Raw genomic sequence first — 20,735 nt, 5'->3', positions numbered from 1 at the left:
CAAGGGCGGTTCGAGTGCGCTGGAGGCACTCGAGCCGCCTTTGTCGTGTTTGGACTCAGCCGCGGACGAGCGTCGTGCCGGTCGCCGACAGCGCTACGTTCACCGGGTAGTAGTAGCTGTTGACGGTGTCGCCGCCGGAAACCATGCCCTGTGCCTGGTTTCCGCTGATGAACGATCCGCCGGAGTCGCCGTGGTCGGACCGGGCGTTGGTGAGCACCATGCCGGTCACGGTGCCTTCCTGGTAGCGCACGGTCTGGTTCTTGGCGCGGATCGTGCCGCAGGTCCAGCCGGTGGTGGAACCGGACTTGCACACCGAAGCGCCGACGGCGGCCTCAGTGGAACCGGCGACGCGGGTGCCGTTGTTGATCTGGCCGACCGGGGTCCAGTTGCTGTTGACCCGCGCGGCCGCGTAGTCCGCGCCGGGGAAGCGGTAGGTGGTGAACTGGCCCATCGCGACCCGGTTGTAGCCGGACAGCGCGCCGCCGCCGGTGAGTGCGGCGCAGTGGCCCGCGGTCAGGAAGCCGCCGTTCACCGAGAATCCGACGGAGCAGCGGGACGAGCTGCCGATGTAATACGCATCCCCGCCGAGGACGTTGTAGTGCGCCTTGGGCACTGCCGAGGTCTCCGTCACGGTCACCGCTGAACTGTCCACACCGGACTGACGGACGAACTGCTCCGCCGCGCCGCGCTGTCCCTTGAGGACAGTCAGGCTGATCCGGTTGCTCGCGGTGTCGATGCCCCAGCCGGTCACCGACTTCGGTGCCGCCTTCTCGTGGGCGTTGAGCGTCTGCACGGTCGAGTCGAGCTGCCGGGCGCTGAACCGGACCACCTGTGCCTCGGCGCCGGCCGCGCGCACCTGGTCGACCAGCGCCGCGTCGGTCACCGAGACCACGGCTTTGCCGGTCGACGCGTTGAAGCTCGTGCCGCTGAAGCGTTCGCCGAGAGACTTCTCCAGTGCCGCCCCGACCTTGTTCGCGGCCTCCTCGTTCGCGAGCCGGGCGAGTGCCTGGCCGTGGGTGAGGCCGAGGTCGCGCTGCATCGCCGGGACCATGTCGGGGTTGAGCGGGGCGGCGCTGGCGGCCGGGACGCCGGCGAAGATCGCCGTCACCGCCGCGGCAGCGGTTGCGGCGCCGAGGAATCTGATGGCTTTCATGCTTCTCCCTCGCGTTCGGTTCCCCCCGGCCTCGAAGGGTGCGGCGGTGGTCCAATCCACTGCAATAAGGGGGCGCGAGAATAGGTAGCGGAGCAATCCTTAAGTAGGGACTTGCGCGACTACCGAGCGTTGGCCGCGGCAGCGGGCGTCCGTGGGTTGTTCCGCTGAACCGGCGAACTCCACGAGGTTTCGCACTCTTTGTGACCGCGCGCCGGGTTTTCTACTGCCATTTGGTTACCGTGCGGAGGCAGACGTGTGAGGAGCGTGCGCATACTCCCGTCGAGAGTCGGTTTACCCCGCCCCGCGCACTGCTTAAGCTCCGGGCGAAACGGACAAGATGCTCGCTGGGGAGGTCGTGATGTGGCCGGCCGTTCCGACGGTGGTGTCCGTGCGTCCGCGTCCGGCAGCCTTCGCCGGGCGGGACCGCGAACTCGCCGCCGTCGCCGAAGTTCTCGGACACCGGCCCGCCGCGGTGCTGGTGGAGGGCGCGCCGGGAATGGGCAAAACCCGACTGCTCGCCGAACTCGCCGCGCGCCCGGAGTTTTCCCGCGTCCGCGTGCTGCGCGGCGCGTGCCCGCGACTGGCCGAGCCGTTTCCCTACGGTCCGGTGCTGGAAGCGTTGCGCTGCGCCGGAGATCGGCTCGGACCGCTGAGCCCGGTTGCCGGTGCGCTGCAACCACTTCTGCCGGAACTCGCCGACGTCCTGCCACCCGCGCCTGAACCGCTGCCGGACGCCAGCGCCGGGCGGCATCGCGTGTTCCGCGCGTTCCGGGAACTGCTGATCGCCTGCGGTCCGACCATCCTGCTCATCGACGATCTGCATCGCGCCGACCCGGGGACCGGCGACCTGCTGCGCTTCCTCGCCGTCGACTGGCCGCCGGAACTGGGCGTGGTCGCCACTTGCCGCGCTGGGAACTCTCGCGTTCGCACCGCGCCAGAAGTACACAGCGCGCAGGTGACGCTCGGTCCGTTGGACGCCGCGGCGGTCACCGCGATGGCTTGCGACCTCCTGGGGTTGCCCCGGATCAACGCCGAGTTCGCCGCGAAGCTGCACGAGTACACGGCCGGGATTCCTTTTGTCGCTGAAGAAACTCTCCGCGCGTTGCGGGGCGTTGAACTGACTGAGTCGGCGTTGGATCGGCTGGAAGTTCCTGCCGCGCTTCAGGAATCGGTGTCCAGGAAGCTGTCCGCGCTGACTGAGGCCGCGGTCCAGCGCACCAAAGCCGCCGCCGTGCTCAACATGCCCGCGGAGTTGTCGGTGCTGAACGAACTGGCCGGGTTGGCCGAGGACGAGAGCGCGTTGTCGGACGGACTGTTGGACGAGGTCGACGACAATCGCTACGGCTTCAGACATCCGTTCGCGCGCAAAGCCGTGTACGATGGTCTCAGCGCGTCCGAGCGGAAATTGTTGCACACCAAGGCAATGCACCTTCCTGGTCAACCGTTGTCGCTGCTCGCCGCCCATGCGCAGGCCGCCGGACGCGTCGAGGAATGGCAGTACTACGCGGAAGAAGCGGCTGACGAAGCGATCGCGCACGGCGATACCGCACGCGCCATCGATCTGCTGCAGGCGATCGTCGCGAAGGCCGACGAGGACGCGGTCGGCCGGTTGGCGAAAAAACTCAGCGATGTGTCGCTGCGTGTCTTCCGCCCCGATGTCCATCTGACGCTGGAAAAGGTGCTCGAAGACCGGCCGCTGCCGCCAGCCGTGCATGGGACGATCCGGCTCGCGCTCGGCATGCTGCTGGTCCGCGTCGCCGGACGGCTGGAGCAGGGGCGCGCGGCGGTGGAACGCGCCGTCGCCGAACTGGCGGACCGGCCGGAACTGGCCGCGCGCGGAATCAACCTGCTCGCGCTGCCGTTCGACGGGCTCACCCCGCTGTCCTGGCACGAGCAGTGGATGCGCCGCGCCCGGGAAGTCCACTCCGGACTGACCGATCCCGAGCTGCGGCTCGCGCTCACCGGCGACCGGATCGCGACCGCCGCGCACATCGGCGACGGTTCGGCGTGGGCGGAATTCCAGGCGATGCCGGACACCGCGCCGAGCGTCGCCGAGCGCGTCCAACTGGCGCGATTGTGGTGCAATCTCGCCGACGCGCAGTCGTGGTCCGGCCACCTCGAACGGACCGAAAAGCTGGTCGCCGAGGGCCTGCGCCGGGCTTCCGAAGCCGGCGCGCTGTACCCGAAAGGCCTGATCGAAGGCACCGAAGTACGGCTCGCCTGGTTCCGCGGCAAATGGGACGGCCTAGCCGAGGCGACCGAAGACGTCCGTACCCGGCACCCGGCGCTGGGCGCGATCGTCATGGAGACGTCGCTGGTGCTGGGCGGGCTGGCCGCGGTGCGCGGCGAGTTCGCGGCAGCCCGAAGACACTTGGCCGACGCCTCGGCACACCGTCCGGGCGAAGGCCCTATCCCCGTTGTGTTGTGCGCGGCTTCGGTGTTGATCGGCGTGCACCTGTCGACTGACGACGTCGCCGCAGCCTGCGAAGCCGCCGATGTAGCTGTCGACGCCGCACGTCGCAAAGGCGTGTGGGTCTGGGCAGCGTCGCTCGTCCCAGCCGCCGCGGAGGCGTACACGCGCGCAGACCGTTGGCACGACGCCGACGCTTTCGTCGAAGAGTTCGCGCGCGGCATCGAAGACCGCGACGCACCCCTCGCCACTGCCGCCCTGCACGCTGGCCGCGCCGTCCTGACAAACGCCCGCGCGAAACACCTAGCGGCCGCGACGCTCTTCGACACCGCAGCCGACGCGTACGCAGAGCTGCCGATGCCGTACCTCGCCACCGGCATGCGTGAACGCGCGGCGCGCTGTCGTCTCGAAGCAGGACAGAGCGGTGCGACAGCTGCGCTCAGTCAGGCCGCAGCTGCGTACGTACAGCTAGGTGCCACGCGCGACGCTGGCCGCTGTCATCACGTGCTTCGCGAACACGGTGCTTGGGCACCGTCACAGCGCGGCCGTCGCGGTTACGGTCGTGAGCTGTCGCCGCGAGAGCGCGAAGTCGCCGAGATGCTCGCGGAAGGCCGGACAAACCGTCAGATCGCCGACGGTCTGTTCCTGTCTCCGCGCACGGTGGAGCAGCACGTAGCGAAGGTGCTTCGCAAGCTAGGCGCGCGAAGCCGCACGGACGTCGCGAGGAAACTGCCGTCACCGGAAACCGCGCGGTAACGAGCACACCGTCCTACCGTGTGCACGTGGCTGATAAACCAGTGCCTGCCTGGCGGCGGGCGACCAAAGGCGAAACTCGGTGGCCCGCGGCGGCCGTCGTCATCGGGACTCTGGCCCTGCAGCTCGCCTTGCCTGACGAGATGGTGCTGCACCCGTGGTGGCTGCTGCCCTCGCTGACCGCGGTGCTGATCATCGCGCTGCTGTTGCTGAACCCGGGCCGGCTCACCGAGTTCAACATCGTCGAGCGCATGGTCGCGTTGACCGCGCTCGCCGTCGTCAGCGTGCTCAACGGCGCGTCCGCGGTGCAGCTGGTGATCGGGATCGCACAGGGCGCGCAACGCGGGCACGCGGTGCAGGTGCTGATCAGCGGCGTAGTCATCTACTGGACCAACATCGTCGTCTTCTCGCTCTGGTACTGGGAGTTCGACCGCGGCGGCCCGGCCCGGCGCGCGGCGGGCCGGGCGGACTTCCCCGACCTGCAGTTTCCGCAGATGAGCGACCCGTCGATGGCCAAGGCCGAATGGGAACCGCGGTACCTGGACTACCTCTACACGTCGTTCACCAACGCCACCGCGTTCAGCCCGACCGACGTCATGCCGCTGCGGATCTGGGCGAAAATGACCATGATGGTCCAGGCCGGGATCTCGCTGCTGCTCGCGCTGATGGTATTCGCCTGGGCGGTCAACGGCCTCCAAGGCTGAAACCCGCTGGCCTCGCCCGCGTCCGACCGGTATATCTCCGGCCATGGAGCTTCCCGAACCGCCGTACTACGCGGTGATCTTCACGTCCCGGCGCACCGACGGCGACCGCGGTTACGCCGAGCGCGCCGCCTACATGGCCGAACTCGCCGCGAAACAGCCCGGCTACCTCGGTATCAACTCCGTCCGCGACGAGTCCGGGCTCGGCATCACCGTGTCGTACTGGCAGGACGAGGAATCCATCGCCGGATGGCGCAGCAACCTGGAGCACACCGAAACCCGCAACCAGGGCCGGGCTGAGTGGTATCGCGAGTTCGACGTCCAAGTCTCGCGGGTCGAACGCGCCTACCGCTTCGAACGTCCGTGAAAAGGCCCCTGAGGGAATCGGATTCCCTCAGGGGCCTTGCTTTTTACTGACGGGTCATGGTGAAGCTCTGGCCGTCCGAGCCGATCGCGCCGGGGGTCCAGGTCGCGCTGCCGCCGTCGTCCGCGTTGAGGCCCTGCGGGCTGGTGTCGGCGAGGTTCTTGCCGTCGAACTTGACTCCGTCGAACTTCACGCCGCCGTTGATCGCCGGGTACGAATCGGACGGCGATTCGATGATCGCCTCCGCCGACGAGTGCTTCGCGTTCAACGACTGCGTGGTCGTCTTCGTCCAGCCCTGGGTGTCGTTCTTCAGGTCGAGTTTGTAGCTGTTGTTGCTGCGCGTGACCGTCGCGGTGATGTGATCGCCCGCCTTCACCGGAGCCTCGCTAGCCGAGTAGTAAACCGGTGCGGCCGGGTACATTTCGTACCACGCCTGGTATTGCGGGCTGCCGCTGGAGCAGTCGGTCGCGACGCCGGTCTGCTCCACAGAGGACGATCCGTCGCCGTCGATGCCGACCCATGGCGCGAACAGGTCGTTGCTGGAATTGCAGGTCGCCGCCGGTTCGGTCCAGCCCGCGGTCGCGGTGGTGAAACTGCCGAAACTGACGTAGCCGCCCCAGTTTCCGCCGGAGTAGTGGTTTCCGTGGAAGTGCTTGCCGAACGTCACGGGCCCGGCTCCCGCGCCTGCCACGAGGGTCGCGGCCGCGAACGCGCCGACCGCCAGCAATCCGAGGGGACGACGGAAAGATCGTGAACTCATGGGCATCCAATCTGGTCACGGGAGTGCCTGCGCGTACCAGTGTTGAATTTCGCTCGCCCGGGTTGGTAGCTACTTTCGAAGGGTATTCACATCTCGGGAAATCTTCACCAAATGTCCCGATTCTCCTTTGTGTACACGGAAGTCCGTGCCCGCCCGCCTGGGGAGGCAGCGGGCCGGCACGGACTCCTTCCGAAGTGGACTACCGCGCCGTACGGGCGTGCGCGGCGTCCACGAACTGGGTGGTGTACGTCTTGGACAAATCGATCTTGTCCTTTTTGGGCTTCACGTTGCTGGAAGACGCACCCAGCACCTTCAGCACGTTCTGCGCGCCGGACGGGTCCATCCGGCCGTCCTTGGTGAACATCGGCAGACTGTCCTTGAGCGACTTGATGTACAACGCCTTGTCTCCGCCCGCGAACGACGGCGGCATCAGATCCGCCACCTGTTCCGCGGTGTGCGTGGAAAGCCACTTCAGCGAATTCACATAAGCGTTGGCGAGTTTCTGGACAACGTCCGGATAGCGTTTCACGATTTCGCAGCTCATGTACAGCGAACTCGCCGGGTAAAGCCCGCCCAGCGCCGCGCGCGTGCCTTCCGGCGTGCGCATGTCGTAGAGCACCTTGGCCTGTCCGGTGTTGGTCAGCTGCGCGATGGTCGGGTCGGTGGTCATGCCCGCGTCGATCGAACCTTGTTGCATGGCAGAAATAAACGTCTGCCCGGCCCCGACCTTCACCGGCGTGTAGTCCTTGCTGCCGACGCCGCCGCGGCTGGCGAGCGCCTTGGTGAGGAAGTCGGTCGACGACCCCAGCGACGTCACGCCGAGATTCTTTCCGCGGAAGTCCGCGCCGGACTTGATGTGCCCGGCTTTCGGGGTCGCGACCATTTCCGCTTCCCCCGGCACATTCGCGAACTGCACCACGCTGGTGATGCATTGGTCCTTGGCCTGCAGGTCGATCGTGTGGTCGTAGAACCCGACCACGCCCTGCACTTCCCCGGCCAGCAGCGAGGTTTCCGCGTTGGCCCCGGACGGCTGGTCGAACAGTTCGACGTCAAGGCCCTGCTTCTGGTACTCGCCAAGCTGCTTCGCGAGCTGCCCCGGCAGATAGATCACTTTGGACAGTCCGCCGACCATGATCTTGATGTGCGGGCGTCCGCCGTTGCCGAGGTCGATCTCCCGGGAATCCCGGCAGGCGCTCACCCCGGCCACGGTCACCAGCGCGGCCGCCGCGACCGCGAGTGTCCTTTTCAGCCGCATGTCAGATCCCCTGGCTCGCCTGGGCCGAAGCCTGCGGACGCCAGCGCAGCAGTTTGCGCTCGGCCGAACTGATCAGCCATTCCGCGAACAGCGCGACGACCATGATCACGATCATCCCGGCGTAAACCCCGGCGGTGTCGAACGTGCCCTGCGCGTTCGCGATCAGGAAGCCCATGCCCGCCTTGGCGCCGGTGTACTCACCGACGACCGCACCGATCAGCGCGAAACCGAACGCGACGTGCAGCGACGAAAGAATCCACGACGTCGCACTGGGCAGCACAATCGACTGCAGCACCTGCCACCGCGTCGCACCGAGAATGCGGGCGTTGTCGATCAGGTTCCGGTCCACCTCGCGGGCACCGGTGAAGGCGTTGAAGAACACCGCGAAGAACACGAGCACGAACACCGTCGCGACCTTCGAGGACAGCCCGAGGCCGAACCAGATCACGAACAGCGCGGCGAGCACGATGCGCGGCATCGCGTTGGCTGCCTTGATGAACGGGGCCAGCACCTCGGCGAGATACGCGCTGCGACCGAGAATGACGCCGCAGATCACGCCAGCGACCGCGCCGAGCACGAACCCGATCACGGCTTCCTCGACGGTCACCAGGATCTGGTACCAAATGGTCCCGAAGTCGGTCCCGGCCGTGAACCATTCGGTGAGCCGTTCCCAGATCTTCGACGGCATCGAATAGAAGAACGGGTCGATCCAGAACCGGCCCGCGATCTCCCACAGTCCCAGCCAGGCAACGAGAATCGCCAGCCGCAGCAGCCAGACGTTGCGCTTGTGCCGACCGGCGGAGCGCTTCGCCCGGGAGAGAATGTCTTGTTCGGTTTCGAAGACCGGCGCCGGCGCGGTCTGAGTCTCAAGCGACACCGGTCGCTCCCTTCTGGCGGGCCTTGTCGACCTCGCCGCGCAGCGATTCCCAGATGTCGGAGTAGAGCTTGCGGAATTCCTCGGTCAGCCGCAGGTCTTCCACCTTGCGCGGCCGCTCCAGCGGAATCTCGAAGACGTCCTTGACCGTCGCCGGGCTCGTGGTCAGCACGACCACCTTGTCCGCCAACGCGATCGCCTCGTCGAGGTCGTGCGTCACGAAGATCACCGCGGCTCCGGTACCGGACCACAGCCGGAGCAACTCGTCCTGCATCAACGCGCGAGTCTGGACGTCGAGCGCGGAGAACGGCTCGTCCATCAGCAGGATTTTCGGCTCGGTGACCAGCGTCTGCGCCAACGCGACACGCTTGCGCATCCCGCCGGAAAGCTGGTGCGGGTAGTACTTCTCGAACCCGGCCAGCCCGACGCGGCCGATCCAGTCGGCGGCCTTCTTCCGAGCGTCCTCTTTGGACGCACCGCGGAACCGCGGTCCGGACGCGACGTTGTCCAGCACCGAACGCCACGGCATCACCGCGTCGGTCTGGAACATGTAGCCGACGCCGTCCGGAATGGACTTCACGTCGGAACCGTGCACGACGACCCGGCCCGCCGACGGCGGCTGCAACCCGGAGACCAGGGACAACGTGGTGGATTTACCGCACCCGGTCGGCCCGACCACGGCGACGAACTCCCCCGGTTCGACGGTCATGGTCAGCTCGCGGACAGCGGTGTGGACAGAACCTGATCCGCTCGGGAACCTTTTGGTGGCGCCGATCAGTTCGATGAGTGGGGCCATCGAGGTGACTCCTTCGTCACGGTGGGGACTCGCTCGAGGCAGGTTAAGTTCGGGTTTCGCGGCGGAGAAGCTTGTCGACGTTCTGCGTGCGCTCTGCGCGTTCTCCACGTTTTGCTCGTTTAGCGCACAGCGCTGAGCTGGGGGTATGTTCCCTGGCATGCCGAAGTGGGCGCTCTTTCCGCGGATGCGGTTCACCCGTCAGGTGCTGCTGTTGCAGATCGGCGTGGTGGTCCTCGTCGTGGGCCTCGGCGTCGCCTTGATCAGCTGGCTCCTGCGCACGACGCTGACCGAACAGTACGGCCAACGCGCCTTGGCGATCGCGAAATCAGTGGCCACGGAACCCGTGGTGATCGCCGGTGCGGCCTCCCGGAAACCCAATCCGGACCTGCAGCAGCGAGTCGAGGCGGAGACCCAGACCGACGATGCGCTGCTGTTCGTGGTCATCACGGACGATCACGGCATCCGGCTTGCCCACCCCACGTTGTCCGAGGTCGGCAAGCAGGTGAGCACGCCGTGGGAGGAAGTGATCGCGGGCAATGACGTGGTGAGCGAGTTCAACGCGGGCACCTTGGGACCGTCCGTGCGCAGCAAGACCCCGATCAAACAAGGCTCGCGGGTCGTCGGCGAGGTGAGCGTCGGCTACCGCGTCGGCGAGCTGACCGGCGACTTCAACCGGCTCTTCATCCTGACCATGGTCTTCGGTGGCGGTGCGCTCTTGATCGGCGCGGGTGCATCGGCCCTGCTCAACCGCCGTCTGCGCCGCGTCACCCACGGCCTCGAACCCCACGAACTGACCGAACTGCTCTACGAACACGAAGCCGTCCTGCATGGCATCGGCGAAGGCGTGCTGGCCGTCGACGCGGAACACCGGGTGACCGTCCGCAACGATGAAGCCGAACGGCTCCTCGGCACCCCGCTCCCGGTCGGCGCACCGTTGGAGGACCTGGACCTGTCCCCGCGAGTGCACAAAGCCGTCGCCGAAGGACGGCCCGTGGACAACCTCCTGGCGGTAGCCGGAAATCGGGTCCTGGTGATCAATTCCCGTGCCGTGCAACGGGATGAACGCGCGCTGGGCACCGTCCTGACCTTCCGCGACCGCACCGACCTCGACACCCTCACCCGCGAACTCGACGGCATCCGCTCGCTGTCCGACGGCCTCCGCGCGCAACGGCACGAGTTCGCGAACCGCCTGCACACACTGTCCGGCCTGCTGCAACTAGGCCACCACGCCGAAGCCGAGGAATACCTGCAAACCCTCACCGAGACCACCGCCTCGCGCGCGGAACCGCTCGACGACCGGGTGACCGATCCGTACCTGCAAGCCCTGCTGGTCGCGAAAACCGAGCAGGCGCAGGAAAAAGGCATGGAACTGCGGCTGGCCGACGACGCCTGGGTCCCTGCCTCGGTGACCGACCCGATCGCCGCGGGCACCGTGATCGGCAACCTGGTCGACAACGCCCTGCACGCCGCCCGCATGGGCCCGCGCCGCCCCGCGTGGGTCGAGGTCGGCCTGCTCGCCGATGGCTCCACTTTGCACGTGTCCGTTGTGGACAGCGGACCAGGAATCGACAATGCGTTAATGGACAAGCTTTTCGACGAGGGAGTGTCCACAAAGCTCAGTCCCGGACACGGCCTCGGACTGGCCTTGGCCCGCCAAGCCGCCCGGGCCCGCGAAGGCGACGTATGGCTCGCCGACCCCGGCGGCGCGACGACCGGCGCGTTGTTCGTCGCCAAACTTCCCGGCCTGCTAGACCGACCCGAGGAGACCGACGCATGATCCGCACCCTGATCGTGGACGACGATTTCCGCGTCGCCGGCGTGCACGCGGGATTCGTGTCGGAGGTACCGGGCTTCACCGTCGCCGGGGTCGCGCACACCGCCGCCGAAGCCCGCGCCCGCGTGCGCGAACTGGCCCCGGACCTGGTGCTGCTGGACGTCTACCTGCCGGACGAGCCCGGCCTTTCCGTCTTGCCCGACCTGAAAACGGACACCATCGTGCTGTCCGCAGCCACCGACGCCGCGTCCATCTCCGCCGCCATCCGCGCAGGGGCCCTGAACTACCTGATCAAACCGTTCACGACGCGCCAGCTGTCGGAACGCCTCACCTCGTACGCCCGATACCGCGGCCTGGTCACGACCGAACGCCCGATGTCCCAAGACGACGTCGACCGCGCCTTCCGAGCCCTCCACGACCAGGACCGCGCGGCGACGCCAAAGGGCCAGTCAAGCGCGACGGCCCGCCTGGTGTCAGAGCGACTGCGCGGTTCGCCGACCCCGCTCTCGGCCGCCGAAGTAGCCCGCGAACTCGGCATGGCCCGTGCCACGGCGCAACGCTATTTGACGGCGCTGGCGGAGTCGGGAGCAGTGGAAATGCGCCTTCGCTACGGCGCGACCGGACGCCCAGAACACGAATACGACTGGATCGGCTGACCCCCGACGCCCCGCGGCTGCCCTCGCAACCACCGCACGCCTGCCGACCGTCGAAGGTGCCGCAGCTGACCCCGGCGCGGCCGCAAGCCAGCGGCGAATCAGCTGACCGGACAACCGCAGCCAGCCCGTTTGCTGATCTCAGCCCGGCCGACAACCACAGCCAGCCCGCTCGCCGACCTCAGCTCACCCGGCAACCTCAACCAGCCCGCCCGCTGACCTCGGCCCGCCCAGCAACCACAACCAGCGCGCCTGCCGACCTCAGCCACCCGACAACCGCAGCCAGCCCGCTTGCTGATCTCGGCCCGCCCGGCAACCGCAACCAGCCCGCTCGCCGACCTCGGCCCGCCCGGCAACCGCAACCAGCCCGCTCGCCGACCTCGGCCCGCCCGGCAACCGCAACCAGCCCGCTCGCCGACCTCGGCCCGCCCAGCAACCGCAGTCAACAGCCCCATGCTCTTGCAGCAGCCGTCAACCCCAGCCAGCGTCCACTAGCTGATTCTCAGCGACCGCCAGCCATCCGCTGCGCCGCGTCGAGCCACGGTTTCCAGTCGAGGAACTGGTCGATGCCTGTCCGCGCCGGGGTCTTGCTGGGCGCGGGCGTCGCGAGGTCCGCGCGCGGATCGGCCTGCTCCGAAGAATCCGGAGCCGACGTCGCGCGCGGCGTGGTCGAGCGGACCGGGTTGTGCCGCCGCACCGGGGTGTCGTGTGAGGGCACCGGGACGTACACCGTGACCGGCGGCGCGGTCTGCGTCACCGGCGGCGTGATCGTCGACGGCACGGGAATCTGCTGCTCCGCGATCGGAACGCGCTGTTCAGCCTGCACGACGGCGTCATCCGCGGGCTGCCCGGGCAGCGCGCCGGTGAAGAATCCTCCGGCCAGCCAGCCGAGTCCGACCAGGATCACGGCCAGCCCGGCGCCGACCCACACCCGGGCGCGGCGCCGCGACGCGACTGCGCGCGGGCGTTCCTCGGCGGGCGCGCACCCGGCGATCACCGGGATCTGCTGGGTCGATTCGCAGCTCGTCTCCGGCGCGGCCTCGTCCGGCAGCCGGGGCCCGCGCGGCAGGCTCGCGGCGATGATGCCGGTGCGGTCGACCAGTTCCCCGGCGGCGCGGTCGGCGGGCGCGGCCAATCGGCGCTCGGCAAGGCGCAGCATCGAGGGCTACCTCCGGGGTGCGGACACACGAGTGGACTGGCAGCATTCTGCGACATTCCCGAGGGTTTCGGTGAAAATGCAACTCCATCGGGTGATCAAGAATGCGGACAGTCGCGACGAGTTATCCGTTCCGCTCGATGCGTTTGAGTCCCTGGCGCGCCAAAACCGCGAGCGGACGCTGGTATGCCGAACCGAGGACGCGCGGGATCGCGTCGATCACGTAGGCGTCCGGTCCGATGAGGATCCGCGCGGACCGCCTGCGCACGCCGCGCAGGATGGTCTCAGCCGCTTTCTTCGGTGTGGTAAGGGCGATTTTGTCGAATCCGGCCGCCGCTTTGGCTTGGTCGCCGGCCGCTCCGCCACGCGCGTTGCGGGCGATGTTGGTCTTGATCCCGCCCGGGTGCACGCAGCTGACGCCGACCGGATGCCGCGCCGCGAGCATTTCTTCGCGCAGCGACTCGGTGAATCCGCGAACGGCGAACTTCGCCGCGTTGTAGGCACTCTGCGTAGGCACTCCGACGAATCCGAACACGCTGGAGATATTGACGACGTACCCGTCACCGGAGTCGATGAGGTGCGGCAGGAATGCCTTCGTGCCGTTGACGACGCCGCCGAGGTTGACGCCGAGCAGCCAGTCGAAATCCTCGAACGTCATGTCCTCGACCGTCGCGCCGAGCGCCACGCCCGCGTTGTTGACGACGAGGTTGACCCGACCGTGCTCCCGCGCGACGTCCTCGGCATGGGCGAGAACCGCGGCCCGGTCAGCCACGTCGAGGGAATGCCCGCGCACCTCGGCCCCGCGTTCACGGGCTTCGCGCACGGTGCCGTCGAGCCCTTCGGCGTCGACATCGGACAGTTCGAGAAGCGCGCCGTGCAACGCGAGTTCGAGCGCCAGCGCCCGCCCGATGCCCGAGCCCGCTCCGGTGATCACTGCGACTTTGTTCGAGAAGTCCTTCATCGTCTCCCCACCCTGGTCTCACCGCGTTCTCTGATACTAGTGACGAGGACCAGTACTGGAGGTGGCATGCGGCGCACGGTGATCGGGCTGTTCGCACTAATGAGTGCGAGCGGGACCATCGTGGCTTGTGCTGAGCACGCAGCGGAACCAGCGGTCGCCCCGTCGACCCCGGCGAAACCGATCCAGGCGTCCATCGGCGCACTGTTCGTCGACGGCTCGCATTACTGCACAGCGAGCGTCGTGCACAGCCCCCGAGGCGACGAACTGCTCACCGCCGCACACTGCCTCCACGACGGCGAAGGCGGCGGTTACCTGGCCAATGTCACCTTCGCCCCAGGTTTCCACGACGGCGTCGCGCCCTACGGATACTGGCAGGTCGGGAACGAACTGGTCGCACAGAGCTGGATCGACTCGTCCGATCCCAACCTCGATGTCGGTTTCGCAACGGCCCGCCAAGACGGTTCCCCCGAACCCTTGGAAGCGGTAACGGGAGCCAACCAACTAGGCACGAACGGCCCCTTCGCGCGCCCCGTGACGGTCGCCGGCTACCCGGACGGCGTCGACGAGGTCGCCACCTGCGAAACACACACCCAGCAGCAAGACGAACACCAGATCAGAGTCGACTGCCCAGGCTTCGCCACCGGCACGAGCGGCAGCCCCTTGGTAGCCGACCCGTCCCCCGACACGAAAACGGGCACCGTAGTAGGCGTCATCGGCGGCTACGAAGCAGGCGGCTACACCGACGACATCTCGTACTCGAGCTACTTCGACGACCAGATCGCCGATCTGTACAACCGAGCGACGACGATGCCGTGACATGATGCGTCCCATGAGCACGCGCGACGTCCCGATCACCGGAGAGCCGATCCGGCTGGGCCAATTCCTGAAACTGGCCGACCTCGCGGACAACGGCTCGCACGCAAAAGACCTGATCGACGCAGAAGAAGTAACGGTCAACGGCGAAGTAGAAACCCGCCGAGGCCGCCAACTAGCAGACGGCGACGTAGTAACAGTCGGAACCGAAAACGCAAGAGTCTCGCTGGAACACTAAGCAAACCGCAGCCAGCACACCAAACGAGCGAGGCACCCACACCTCCCCCGCACCCCGATACGAAGCTCTCCTGCGGTCTGGGGGTGCTTGTCAAGGCATCTTTCCCGCCTTGACAAGCACCCCCAGACCGTCAGCACAATCAAGCTTCGGGGTGCCCCACGCGACCACAAGCGAGGTCGCCGCCAGGCGACGAGCAGTCACCCGACCGTAGACAACGGCGCCCTCCCCAACTTCAACGCCAACGAATCCAGCTGCCTCCGCACCGCCCCAGGCAACGGCACCCCCAACGCCCGGCACTGCTCCAAATACTGAGCCTCCCGCCACCCCGGATACCGCACCGGCGCACCCCCTTCCCACCCGAGCATGCTTCCGAACACCGCACTGGCCGCCCGATAAAACCCGTCCGCACTACGCAACGTCGTAGGCGCGATCGCCAACACCAGCAACCCGGTGTCATGCTCATGATCAGCTACCCCGGACAACACCCCGGCCAGCACATCCACCATCAGAGCGAACCCAGCGAACTGCGGGTTCCGAGCAGCATCAGCAAGATCGATATCGAACACAAACTCCGGATAAGCCCCGGCAGGAGCAGCCATCCCCAACGGATGCACCGGCTGATCCGCATACCCCCCGGCAGCCATCACAATCCCGATCATCCCGTGCGGCAACGCTCGAGCAGCATGATGCCCGACCCGCCCGAACGGCCCCACCCCACGCACCGACAGCAGTCCGACCCCGAACCGCCCGGCCCGCTGCACGGCGCGATCCATCGCGTCGCCCACCGCCCAAAGCCCGGACGCCCGCCGGTAATCAATGAGCGCCGCGGCCCCACGATCGGCGATCAGCAACGGCTGAGCACCAGGACTGACCAATCCGTTTTCGATCGCGGGCAGATGCACCCGCGTCAACTCCCCGACGCCCGTTTCCGGCGCGCCGGTGAGATCGCCGTGGCACAGCGCTTCCGCGGCCGGACGCGCACGCTCTTCGGGAAAGCCTTGTGCCATCAGGACAACGGAAACGAGCGTGACCAGTTCGTCGGCGGGAACGCGGTGCCAGGCCTGCTCGGGAATCGGGGTGTCGGCGGGAACTTCCGGGACGGGGCGGCTGAGCCGGGGAGCACGCGGTCTGAGGGGCACTTCATCAAGGTTGCCGGGCGATCTCGGACCCCGTCAACGAGGTTGGCCCTAGAGTGTGATGCGGTCAGCCGCAGAGACGTACCCTGAAGCGCATGTGCCGAAACATCACGACGCTCCGCGGCCTGCAGCCCGCCGCCACCACGGACGAGATCGAAGCCGCGGCACGCCAGTACGTGCGCAAAGTGACCGGGGTGCAGTCCCTTTCGGACGCGACGCGCGAACCGTTCGAGGCGGCGGTCGCCGAAATCGCCCAGATCACCGCGCGGCTGCTGGAGGAACTCCCGCAGCGCCGCCAGCCGCCCGCGACCGTGCCGCCGCTGCGCCGCCCGGAGGTCCAGGCGCGGATCGCCCAGCGCGAGGCCAAGAAAGCCTGACGCCGCAATCACTCCGCCTCTTGCCCGGGAAACCTCGGCTTGATCTCCTGGTTGAGGTAGCGCCCCGGGCTCTCGGCGGCCATCAGCTCGCGATGCACCCGCGCGGGCACGAGGTGGTAGCGGTAGACGCTGCCGTTGCGGAACCCGATTTCCAGCACCGACTTCGCGGCGTCGTAGCCGACGTCGCGAATGACGGAAGACTCCACGGGAACCCGGCGCACAGCACGGTCAGGGTACCCGCGCGGACGCGGGACCGGCAGCCGGAGAAAAACGGCCCCGTCTCCCGCGGGATGCGCGGAATCCGGGGCCGGACACTCGAGGCGTCAAGCGGAAGCGGAGGGATTTGAACCCCCGGTAGGTTTCCCTACGGACGCTTTCAAGGCGTCTGCATTCGGCCGCTCTGCCACGCTTCCTTCTAGGTCAGGGTATCGCGCCGTCCTTCGACGTCGTCCAGGTGTTCGAGGACCCGGGTGAACGCCGTGGCCATCGCCGTCTGCTCGTCGGGCGTCAGCAGGTCGACGAGGTGCTCGCGGGCGCCGCGCACGTGCGTCGGCGCGGCTTTGTCCAGTACGCGCTGGCCGGCGTCGGTCAGCTCGGTCAGCACCCCGCGTTTGTCTTCCGGGTCCGGGCGGCGGGTGACCAGCCCGGCGACCTCCAGTTTGCCGATCTGGTGCGACAGCCTGCTCTTCGTCGAGCCCAGCTGCGCCGCCAGTTCGGTCATCCGGGTGCACCGGTCCGGGGCCAGGTTCAGGCACACCAGGACCTCGTAGTCGGCGAGCGAGATGCCGTGGCTTTCGGACAGTTCGCGGTGCAGCCGCTGGCGCAGCCGCAGCGACGCGACGATGTAGGCCCGCCAGGCGCGCTGTTCTGCCGGGTCGAGCCAGCGCACGTCCTGGTCATCGCTCATATCCGGAAGCCTAGAAGGCCGGTTTCGCCGCCGCTGTTTCGGCCCGCCGTGAAATTTCCGGCCGAACTTCCCCCAATGGAGGGTTACGAAAAGGTTGAGACTCGGCGCGAAGAAGCGCATCCTCGGGAGACAGCGGAGGGACGACGAGGATCCCGGAGCGCGCCGAAGGGCACGCCGGCCCCGGTCTCCCCCCGGGAAAGGCCAGGTGGTGGCATGGCAGGTAGTTCCCGCGGTTGACCGCCCGCTGTGTCCCCGCGATCGGCACGGCCCCGTTCCGGTTCGGTCGCGATTGCGAACAGCACGAGCACCCCGTGCGCTCCGGCATCGGCCACGCGCACCGGCGTCGTTATGCCGCTGCTTCTCTTCGCGGCCTCGGCACCGCGAAGGCAGCGCCGGACGCCAGCCCGGCCGGTGGCCAACCGCTGTCAACGAAACCTCGGTAGTACCTGGGTGCGGCCCCCAGCGCAGGGGCCGCACCCAGCCTTGTTTCCAGGTTTGCGGCTACCCTTTCCGCGTGCGATTCGACGACAACGCGGATCTGGACGCCTCTGAGATCCAGGACATGCGCGGCAGCGGCGGGGGCGGCGGCATCGGCGGCCGCGTGGCCATCGGCGGCGGCGGGCTCGGCCTCGTCGGCCTGGTCATCTACTTCCTGTTTTCCCAGTTCGGCGGCATTCCCAGCACCGGGACCTCGCCCGCGGCGGGCGGGATCGGGCTCAGCGACGTCCAGTCCGGGCAGCAATTGGACGCCGGCACGCTCGCGAAGAAGTGCAAGACCGGAGCCGACGCGAACCGCGACCACGACTGCGCGATCGTGGCGATCGTCAACTCCATCCAGGACTACTGGACGCAGGAGTTCTCCCGTTCCGGCCAGACCTACCGCAAGGCGACGACCCGCTTCTTCACCGGCGGCGTGCGCACCGGCTGCGGCGGCGCGACGTCGGACACCGGCCCGTTCTACTGCCCTGCCGACTCGTACGTGTACATCGACCTGTCGTTCTTCAACGAGCTGAAGACCCGCTTCGGCGCGAAGGGCGGGCTGTTCACCGAGGCGTACGTGCTGGCCCACGAATACGGCCACCACGTGCAGAACCTCACCGGCACGTCCAAGCGCGGCACCGGCACCGGGCCGACGTCCGGCTCGGTCCGGCTGGAACTGCAGGCCGACTGCTACGCGGGCGTCTGGGCCAACCACGCCAGCACGACCCCGACCAGCTCCGGGAAACCGCTGGTCCAGGACGTCACCCAGGACGACATCTCGCGCGCGCTCGACACCGCGTCCCGGATCGGCGACGACTACATCCAGAAGAACCTCGGCAACGGCCACGTCGACAAGTCGAGCTTCTCGCACGGAACCTCGGCGCAGCGCGAGAAGTGGTTCACCACCGGCTACCGCACCGGCCAGCCCGCGAGCTGCAACACCTTCAGCACCAACGATCTCGGCTGACCCGGGATACAGTCGGGCGCATGCACGCGATCACGATCCGCGAACCCGGTGCCCCTGACGTGCTCGAATGGACCGAGGTCCCCGATCCGGAACCCGGGCCCGGCGAGGTGCTGCTGGACGTCACGGCCAGTGCGGTCAACCGCGCCGACCTGCTGCAGCGGCAAGGCAACTACCCGCCGCCGCCTGGGGCGAGCGACATCCTCGGCCTGGAATGCTCCGGCACGATCGCCGAACTCGGCGAGGGCGTCGAGGGCTGGCAGGTCGGCGACGAGGTGTGCGCGCTGCTCGCCGGCGGCGGGTACGCCGAACGCGTCGCGGTCCCGGCCGGGCAGTTGCTGCCGGTGCCCGCCGAAATCGAGACGGTCGCCGCGGCCGGGATGCCCGAGGTGGCCTGCACGGTGTGGGCGAACGTCGTGATGCACGCCGGTCTCGGCGAGGGCCAGGTCCTGCTGGTGCACGGCGGCGCGGGCGGCATCGGCACGCACGCGATCCAGGTGGGCAAGGCGCTCGGCGCGACCGTCGCGGTCACCGCGGGTTCGCCCGAACGGCTCGAACGCTGCCGCCAACTCGGCGCGGACCTCACGATCAACTACAAGGAAGAGGACTTCGTCGAGGTGCTGCGCGCCGAGACGAAGGGCGCCGACGTCATCCTCGACAACATGGGCGCGAAGTACCTTGGCCGCAACGTCGACGCGCTCGCCACCGACGGCCGCCTGGTCATCATCGGCATGCAGGGCGGGATCAAGGGCGAGCTGAACATCGGCAAGCTGCTGGGCAAACGCGCGAGCGTGTTCGCGGCTGGGCTGCGTGCCCGCCCGCTGGACCAGAAAGCGGCGATCGTCGCGGATGTCCGGAATCGCTTGTGGCCCTTGGTGGAACAGGGTTCGGTGCAGCCGATCGTCGGCGACGTGGTGCCGATGGCCGAGGCCGCGTCCGCGCACCGGATGCTCGAGGAGGGCAGCATCTTCGGGAAGGTCCTGCTGGCCGCGAAGTCGTGACGCGGCGCCTCAGCGCAGTTCTTCGAGCACCCGCACCAGCTGGTTGATCTCGAACACGTTGGAGTAGTGCGCGAGCCCGATCCGCACCGCTCCGCCGACCTCGCCGACGCCCAGCGACGCGAACACGCCGCTGGTGCCGTCGTCGGCGAACGCGCAGAGTCCTTGCGACGCCAGGTATTCGGCGACCTGGGACGCTTTGGCGCCGGCCACGGCGAACGCGAGGGCGGGGATCCGGCGCATCGCGTCGCCGATCACCATCACGTGCCGCAGCGAGCGCAGTTCCGTGGACAGCTGCGCGAGCAGGCCCGCGTGGTACGACTTGGCCGAGCCGAGCGACGTCACGAGCCGTTCGCGGCGGGAACCGGTCGCGGCGTCGTCGAGGCCGGCGAGGTAGTCGATGGACGCGACGACCCCGGCCAGCAGCGGGTACGCGTGCGGGCCGAGTTCGAGCCGCGCGGGACCGGTCGCGGCCGGGTCGAGCGATACCGACGAGATGCGCTCCAGCAGCTCCGGATCGCGGAACACGAGCGCGCCGACCGCCGGTCCGCCCCACGACGGAGCGGAGACGACCATGACGTCGGCACCGAGTTCTTGCAGGTCAAGCGGCACGAACGGGGCGGCGTAGGTCGCGTCGACCACGACGAGCGCCCCGACGCGCTTGGCGAATTCGATCACCGTCGGCACGTCCGGCCGGGTCCCGACGGACCCGGACGCCAGCGTCACCGACACCGCTTTCGTCCGCGCGGACACGAGGTTCTCGTACTGCCACGCGGGCAGTTCGCACGTCTCGATGTCGATCTCGCTCCAGCGCACGACCGCGCCGACGCGTTTCGCGGCACGCCGCCACGGCGCGATGTTGGCCTCTTCGTCGAGCCGCGAGACGACGATCTCGTCGCCGATCGTCCAGCGTTCGGCGAGCGCGTCGACGAGACGGCGCAACAGGACCGGCGCGCTCGGGCCGAGCACGACGGCGGCCGGGTCCGCCCCGACCAGATCGGCCACGGCCCGGCGGGCCGCGGTGACGATGCTTTCCGCCCGCTGAGAGGCCGGAAACGCTCCGCCCGGGCCGGACACCGGAGCCCGCATAGCTGTCGAAACGGCCGAAGCGACCTGTTCGGGCACGAGCATTCCGGCGGCGCCGTCGAAGTGAATCCAGCCGTCGCCAAGCGCGGGGAAGAGCCCACGGATACGAGCGACGTCGAACGCCAT

General features: G+C 68.1%; 21 protein-coding genes and 1 tRNA gene. 10 read left to right on the top strand and 12 right to left on the bottom strand.

What is annotated here, in order from left to right; all coding sequences use genetic code 11:
- Positions 1 to 55 precede the first annotated feature (55 nt).
- A complete protein-coding gene (locus WA670_RS05505; protein ID WP_134727925.1) occupies positions 56 to 1,153 on the bottom strand; it encodes a S1 family peptidase in 1,098 nt (365 codons plus the stop codon).
- A 358-nt stretch (positions 1,154 to 1,511) separates the two neighbouring features.
- Here WA670_RS05505 and WA670_RS05500 point away from each other — a divergent pair, with 358 nt between their 5' ends.
- From WA670_RS05500 to WA670_RS05490, 3 genes are read left to right on the top strand one after another with little or no spacing between them, the layout of a single operon-like run.
- Positions 1,512 to 4,319 carry an ATP-binding protein gene (locus WA670_RS05500; RefSeq protein ID WP_336157051.1) on the top strand — a complete coding sequence of 936 codons (2,808 nt, stop codon included), beginning with the start codon at positions 1,512 to 1,514 and terminating at the stop codon, positions 4,317 to 4,319.
- 26 nt (positions 4,320 to 4,345) lie between these two features.
- Positions 4,346 to 5,020 carry a DUF1345 domain-containing protein gene (locus WA670_RS05495; RefSeq protein ID WP_106961501.1) on the top strand — a complete coding sequence of 225 codons (675 nt, stop codon included), beginning with the start codon at positions 4,346 to 4,348 and terminating at the stop codon, positions 5,018 to 5,020.
- 43 nt (positions 5,021 to 5,063) lie between these two features.
- On the top strand, positions 5,064 to 5,384 hold the full coding sequence (locus tag WA670_RS05490; RefSeq protein WP_336157049.1) for an antibiotic biosynthesis monooxygenase family protein: 321 nt from the start codon (positions 5,064 to 5,066) through the stop codon (positions 5,382 to 5,384).
- Positions 5,385 to 5,427: 43 nt separating this feature from the next.
- Here WA670_RS05490 and WA670_RS05485 read toward each other — a convergent pair whose 3' ends face one another.
- From WA670_RS05485 to WA670_RS05470, 4 genes are all read right to left on the bottom strand, one after another.
- Positions 5,428 to 6,141, bottom strand: a complete 714-nt coding sequence (locus WA670_RS05485) for a G1 family glutamic endopeptidase (RefSeq protein WP_043837749.1) — start codon at positions 6,139 to 6,141, stop codon at positions 5,428 to 5,430.
- A gap of 199 nt (positions 6,142 to 6,340) precedes the next feature.
- Positions 6,341 to 7,396, bottom strand: a complete 1,056-nt coding sequence (locus WA670_RS05480; RefSeq protein ID WP_037807201.1) for an ABC transporter substrate-binding protein — start codon at positions 7,394 to 7,396, stop codon at positions 6,341 to 6,343.
- Between the two features lies 1 nt (position 7,397).
- Positions 7,398 to 8,273, bottom strand: a complete 876-nt coding sequence (locus WA670_RS05475; RefSeq protein ID WP_336157046.1) for an ABC transporter permease — start codon at positions 8,271 to 8,273, stop codon at positions 7,398 to 7,400.
- Positions 8,263 to 9,066: an ABC transporter ATP-binding protein gene (locus WA670_RS05470; protein WP_037807196.1), complete on the bottom strand. Its 804-nt coding sequence runs from the start codon at positions 9,064 to 9,066 to the stop codon at positions 8,263 to 8,265. The genes WA670_RS05475 and WA670_RS05470 overlap by 11 nt, the downstream gene beginning before the upstream one ends.
- A 184-nt stretch (positions 9,067 to 9,250) precedes the next feature.
- Here WA670_RS05470 and WA670_RS05465 point away from each other — a divergent pair, with 184 nt between their 5' ends.
- Both WA670_RS05465 and WA670_RS05460 read left to right on the top strand, forming a co-directional pair.
- Entirely contained in the window at positions 9,251 to 10,843 is a 1,593-nt protein-coding gene (locus tag WA670_RS05465; RefSeq protein WP_336157184.1) for a sensor histidine kinase, read from the top strand.
- A complete protein-coding gene (locus WA670_RS05460; RefSeq protein ID WP_037807194.1) occupies positions 10,840 to 11,496 on the top strand; it encodes a response regulator in 657 nt (218 codons plus the stop codon). The genes WA670_RS05465 and WA670_RS05460 overlap by 4 nt, the downstream gene beginning before the upstream one ends.
- A 499-nt stretch (positions 11,497 to 11,995) precedes the next feature.
- On the opposite strand, the gene WA670_RS05455 is transcribed toward WA670_RS05460, so the two are convergent.
- Together WA670_RS05455 and WA670_RS05450 are read right to left on the bottom strand one after the other, a co-directional pair.
- Positions 11,996 to 12,652 (bottom strand): hypothetical protein, encoded by a 657-nt coding sequence (locus WA670_RS05455; RefSeq protein WP_336157045.1) that lies wholly within the window; start codon positions 12,650 to 12,652, stop codon positions 11,996 to 11,998.
- Positions 12,653 to 12,773: 121 nt separating this feature from the next.
- Positions 12,774 to 13,610 (bottom strand): SDR family NAD(P)-dependent oxidoreductase, encoded by an 837-nt coding sequence (locus WA670_RS05450; RefSeq protein WP_134727931.1) that lies wholly within the window; start codon positions 13,608 to 13,610, stop codon positions 12,774 to 12,776.
- Positions 13,611 to 13,676: 66 nt separating this feature from the next.
- On the opposite strand from WA670_RS05450, the gene WA670_RS05445 reads away from it, so the two are divergent.
- Positions 13,677 to 14,426: a trypsin-like serine peptidase gene (locus tag WA670_RS05445; protein WP_134664081.1), complete on the top strand. Its 750-nt coding sequence runs from the start codon at positions 13,677 to 13,679 to the stop codon at positions 14,424 to 14,426.
- 13 nt (positions 14,427 to 14,439) lie between these two features.
- The gene (locus WA670_RS05440) at positions 14,440 to 14,661 is read left to right on the top strand and encodes an RNA-binding S4 domain-containing protein (RefSeq protein ID WP_037807659.1); all 222 of its coding nucleotides are present in this window, start codon (positions 14,440 to 14,442) and stop codon (positions 14,659 to 14,661) included.
- A 197-nt stretch (positions 14,662 to 14,858) separates the two neighbouring features.
- Here WA670_RS05440 and WA670_RS05435 read toward each other — a convergent pair whose 3' ends face one another.
- A complete protein-coding gene (locus WA670_RS05435; RefSeq protein WP_037807185.1) occupies positions 14,859 to 15,800 on the bottom strand; it encodes an Ldh family oxidoreductase in 942 nt (313 codons plus the stop codon).
- A 92-nt stretch (positions 15,801 to 15,892) separates the two neighbouring features.
- Here WA670_RS05435 and WA670_RS05430 point away from each other — a divergent pair, with 92 nt between their 5' ends.
- A complete protein-coding gene (locus WA670_RS05430) occupies positions 15,893 to 16,174 on the top strand; it encodes a DUF2277 domain-containing protein (RefSeq protein WP_037807183.1) in 282 nt (93 codons plus the stop codon).
- 8 nt (positions 16,175 to 16,182) lie between these two features.
- On the opposite strand, the gene WA670_RS05425 is transcribed toward WA670_RS05430, so the two are convergent.
- The 3 genes from WA670_RS05425 to WA670_RS05415 all read right to left on the bottom strand — a co-directional run bounded on the left by WA670_RS05425 (position 16,183) and on the right by WA670_RS05415 (position 17,081).
- Positions 16,183 to 16,380: a KTSC domain-containing protein gene (locus tag WA670_RS05425; protein ID WP_200864486.1), complete on the bottom strand. Its 198-nt coding sequence runs from the start codon at positions 16,378 to 16,380 to the stop codon at positions 16,183 to 16,185.
- Between the two features lie 122 nt (positions 16,381 to 16,502).
- A tRNA-Ser gene (locus WA670_RS05420) sits at positions 16,503 to 16,587 on the bottom strand.
- A 2-nt stretch (positions 16,588 to 16,589) separates the two neighbouring features.
- Positions 16,590 to 17,081, bottom strand: a complete 492-nt coding sequence (locus WA670_RS05415; protein WP_107050862.1) for a MarR family winged helix-turn-helix transcriptional regulator — start codon at positions 17,079 to 17,081, stop codon at positions 16,590 to 16,592.
- Between the two features lie 514 nt (positions 17,082 to 17,595).
- On the opposite strand from WA670_RS05415, the gene ypfJ reads away from it, so the two are divergent.
- Both ypfJ and WA670_RS05405 read left to right on the top strand, forming a co-directional pair.
- Entirely contained in the window at positions 17,596 to 18,528 is a 933-nt protein-coding gene (gene ypfJ / locus WA670_RS05410; protein WP_043837760.1) for a KPN_02809 family neutral zinc metallopeptidase, read from the top strand.
- A 20-nt stretch (positions 18,529 to 18,548) separates the two neighbouring features.
- The gene (locus WA670_RS05405) at positions 18,549 to 19,526 is read left to right on the top strand and encodes an NAD(P)H-quinone oxidoreductase (protein ID WP_037807175.1); all 978 of its coding nucleotides are present in this window, start codon (positions 18,549 to 18,551) and stop codon (positions 19,524 to 19,526) included.
- A gap of 9 nt (positions 19,527 to 19,535) precedes the next feature.
- Here the strand turns inward: WA670_RS05405 and WA670_RS05400 are convergent, their stop codons facing one another.
- Positions 19,536 to 20,735, bottom strand: coding sequence for a cysteine desulfurase-like protein (locus tag WA670_RS05400; protein ID WP_037807172.1), 1,200 nt, complete (start codon positions 20,733 to 20,735; stop codon positions 19,536 to 19,538).

This window comes from Amycolatopsis sp. VC5-11 (assembly GCF_037034185.1).
Lineage (GTDB): Bacteria > Actinomycetota > Actinomycetes > Mycobacteriales > Pseudonocardiaceae > Amycolatopsis > Amycolatopsis nivea.
Note: the sequence above shows the minus strand (reverse complement) of the source record. Positions and strands in the feature narration are given on the sequence as shown.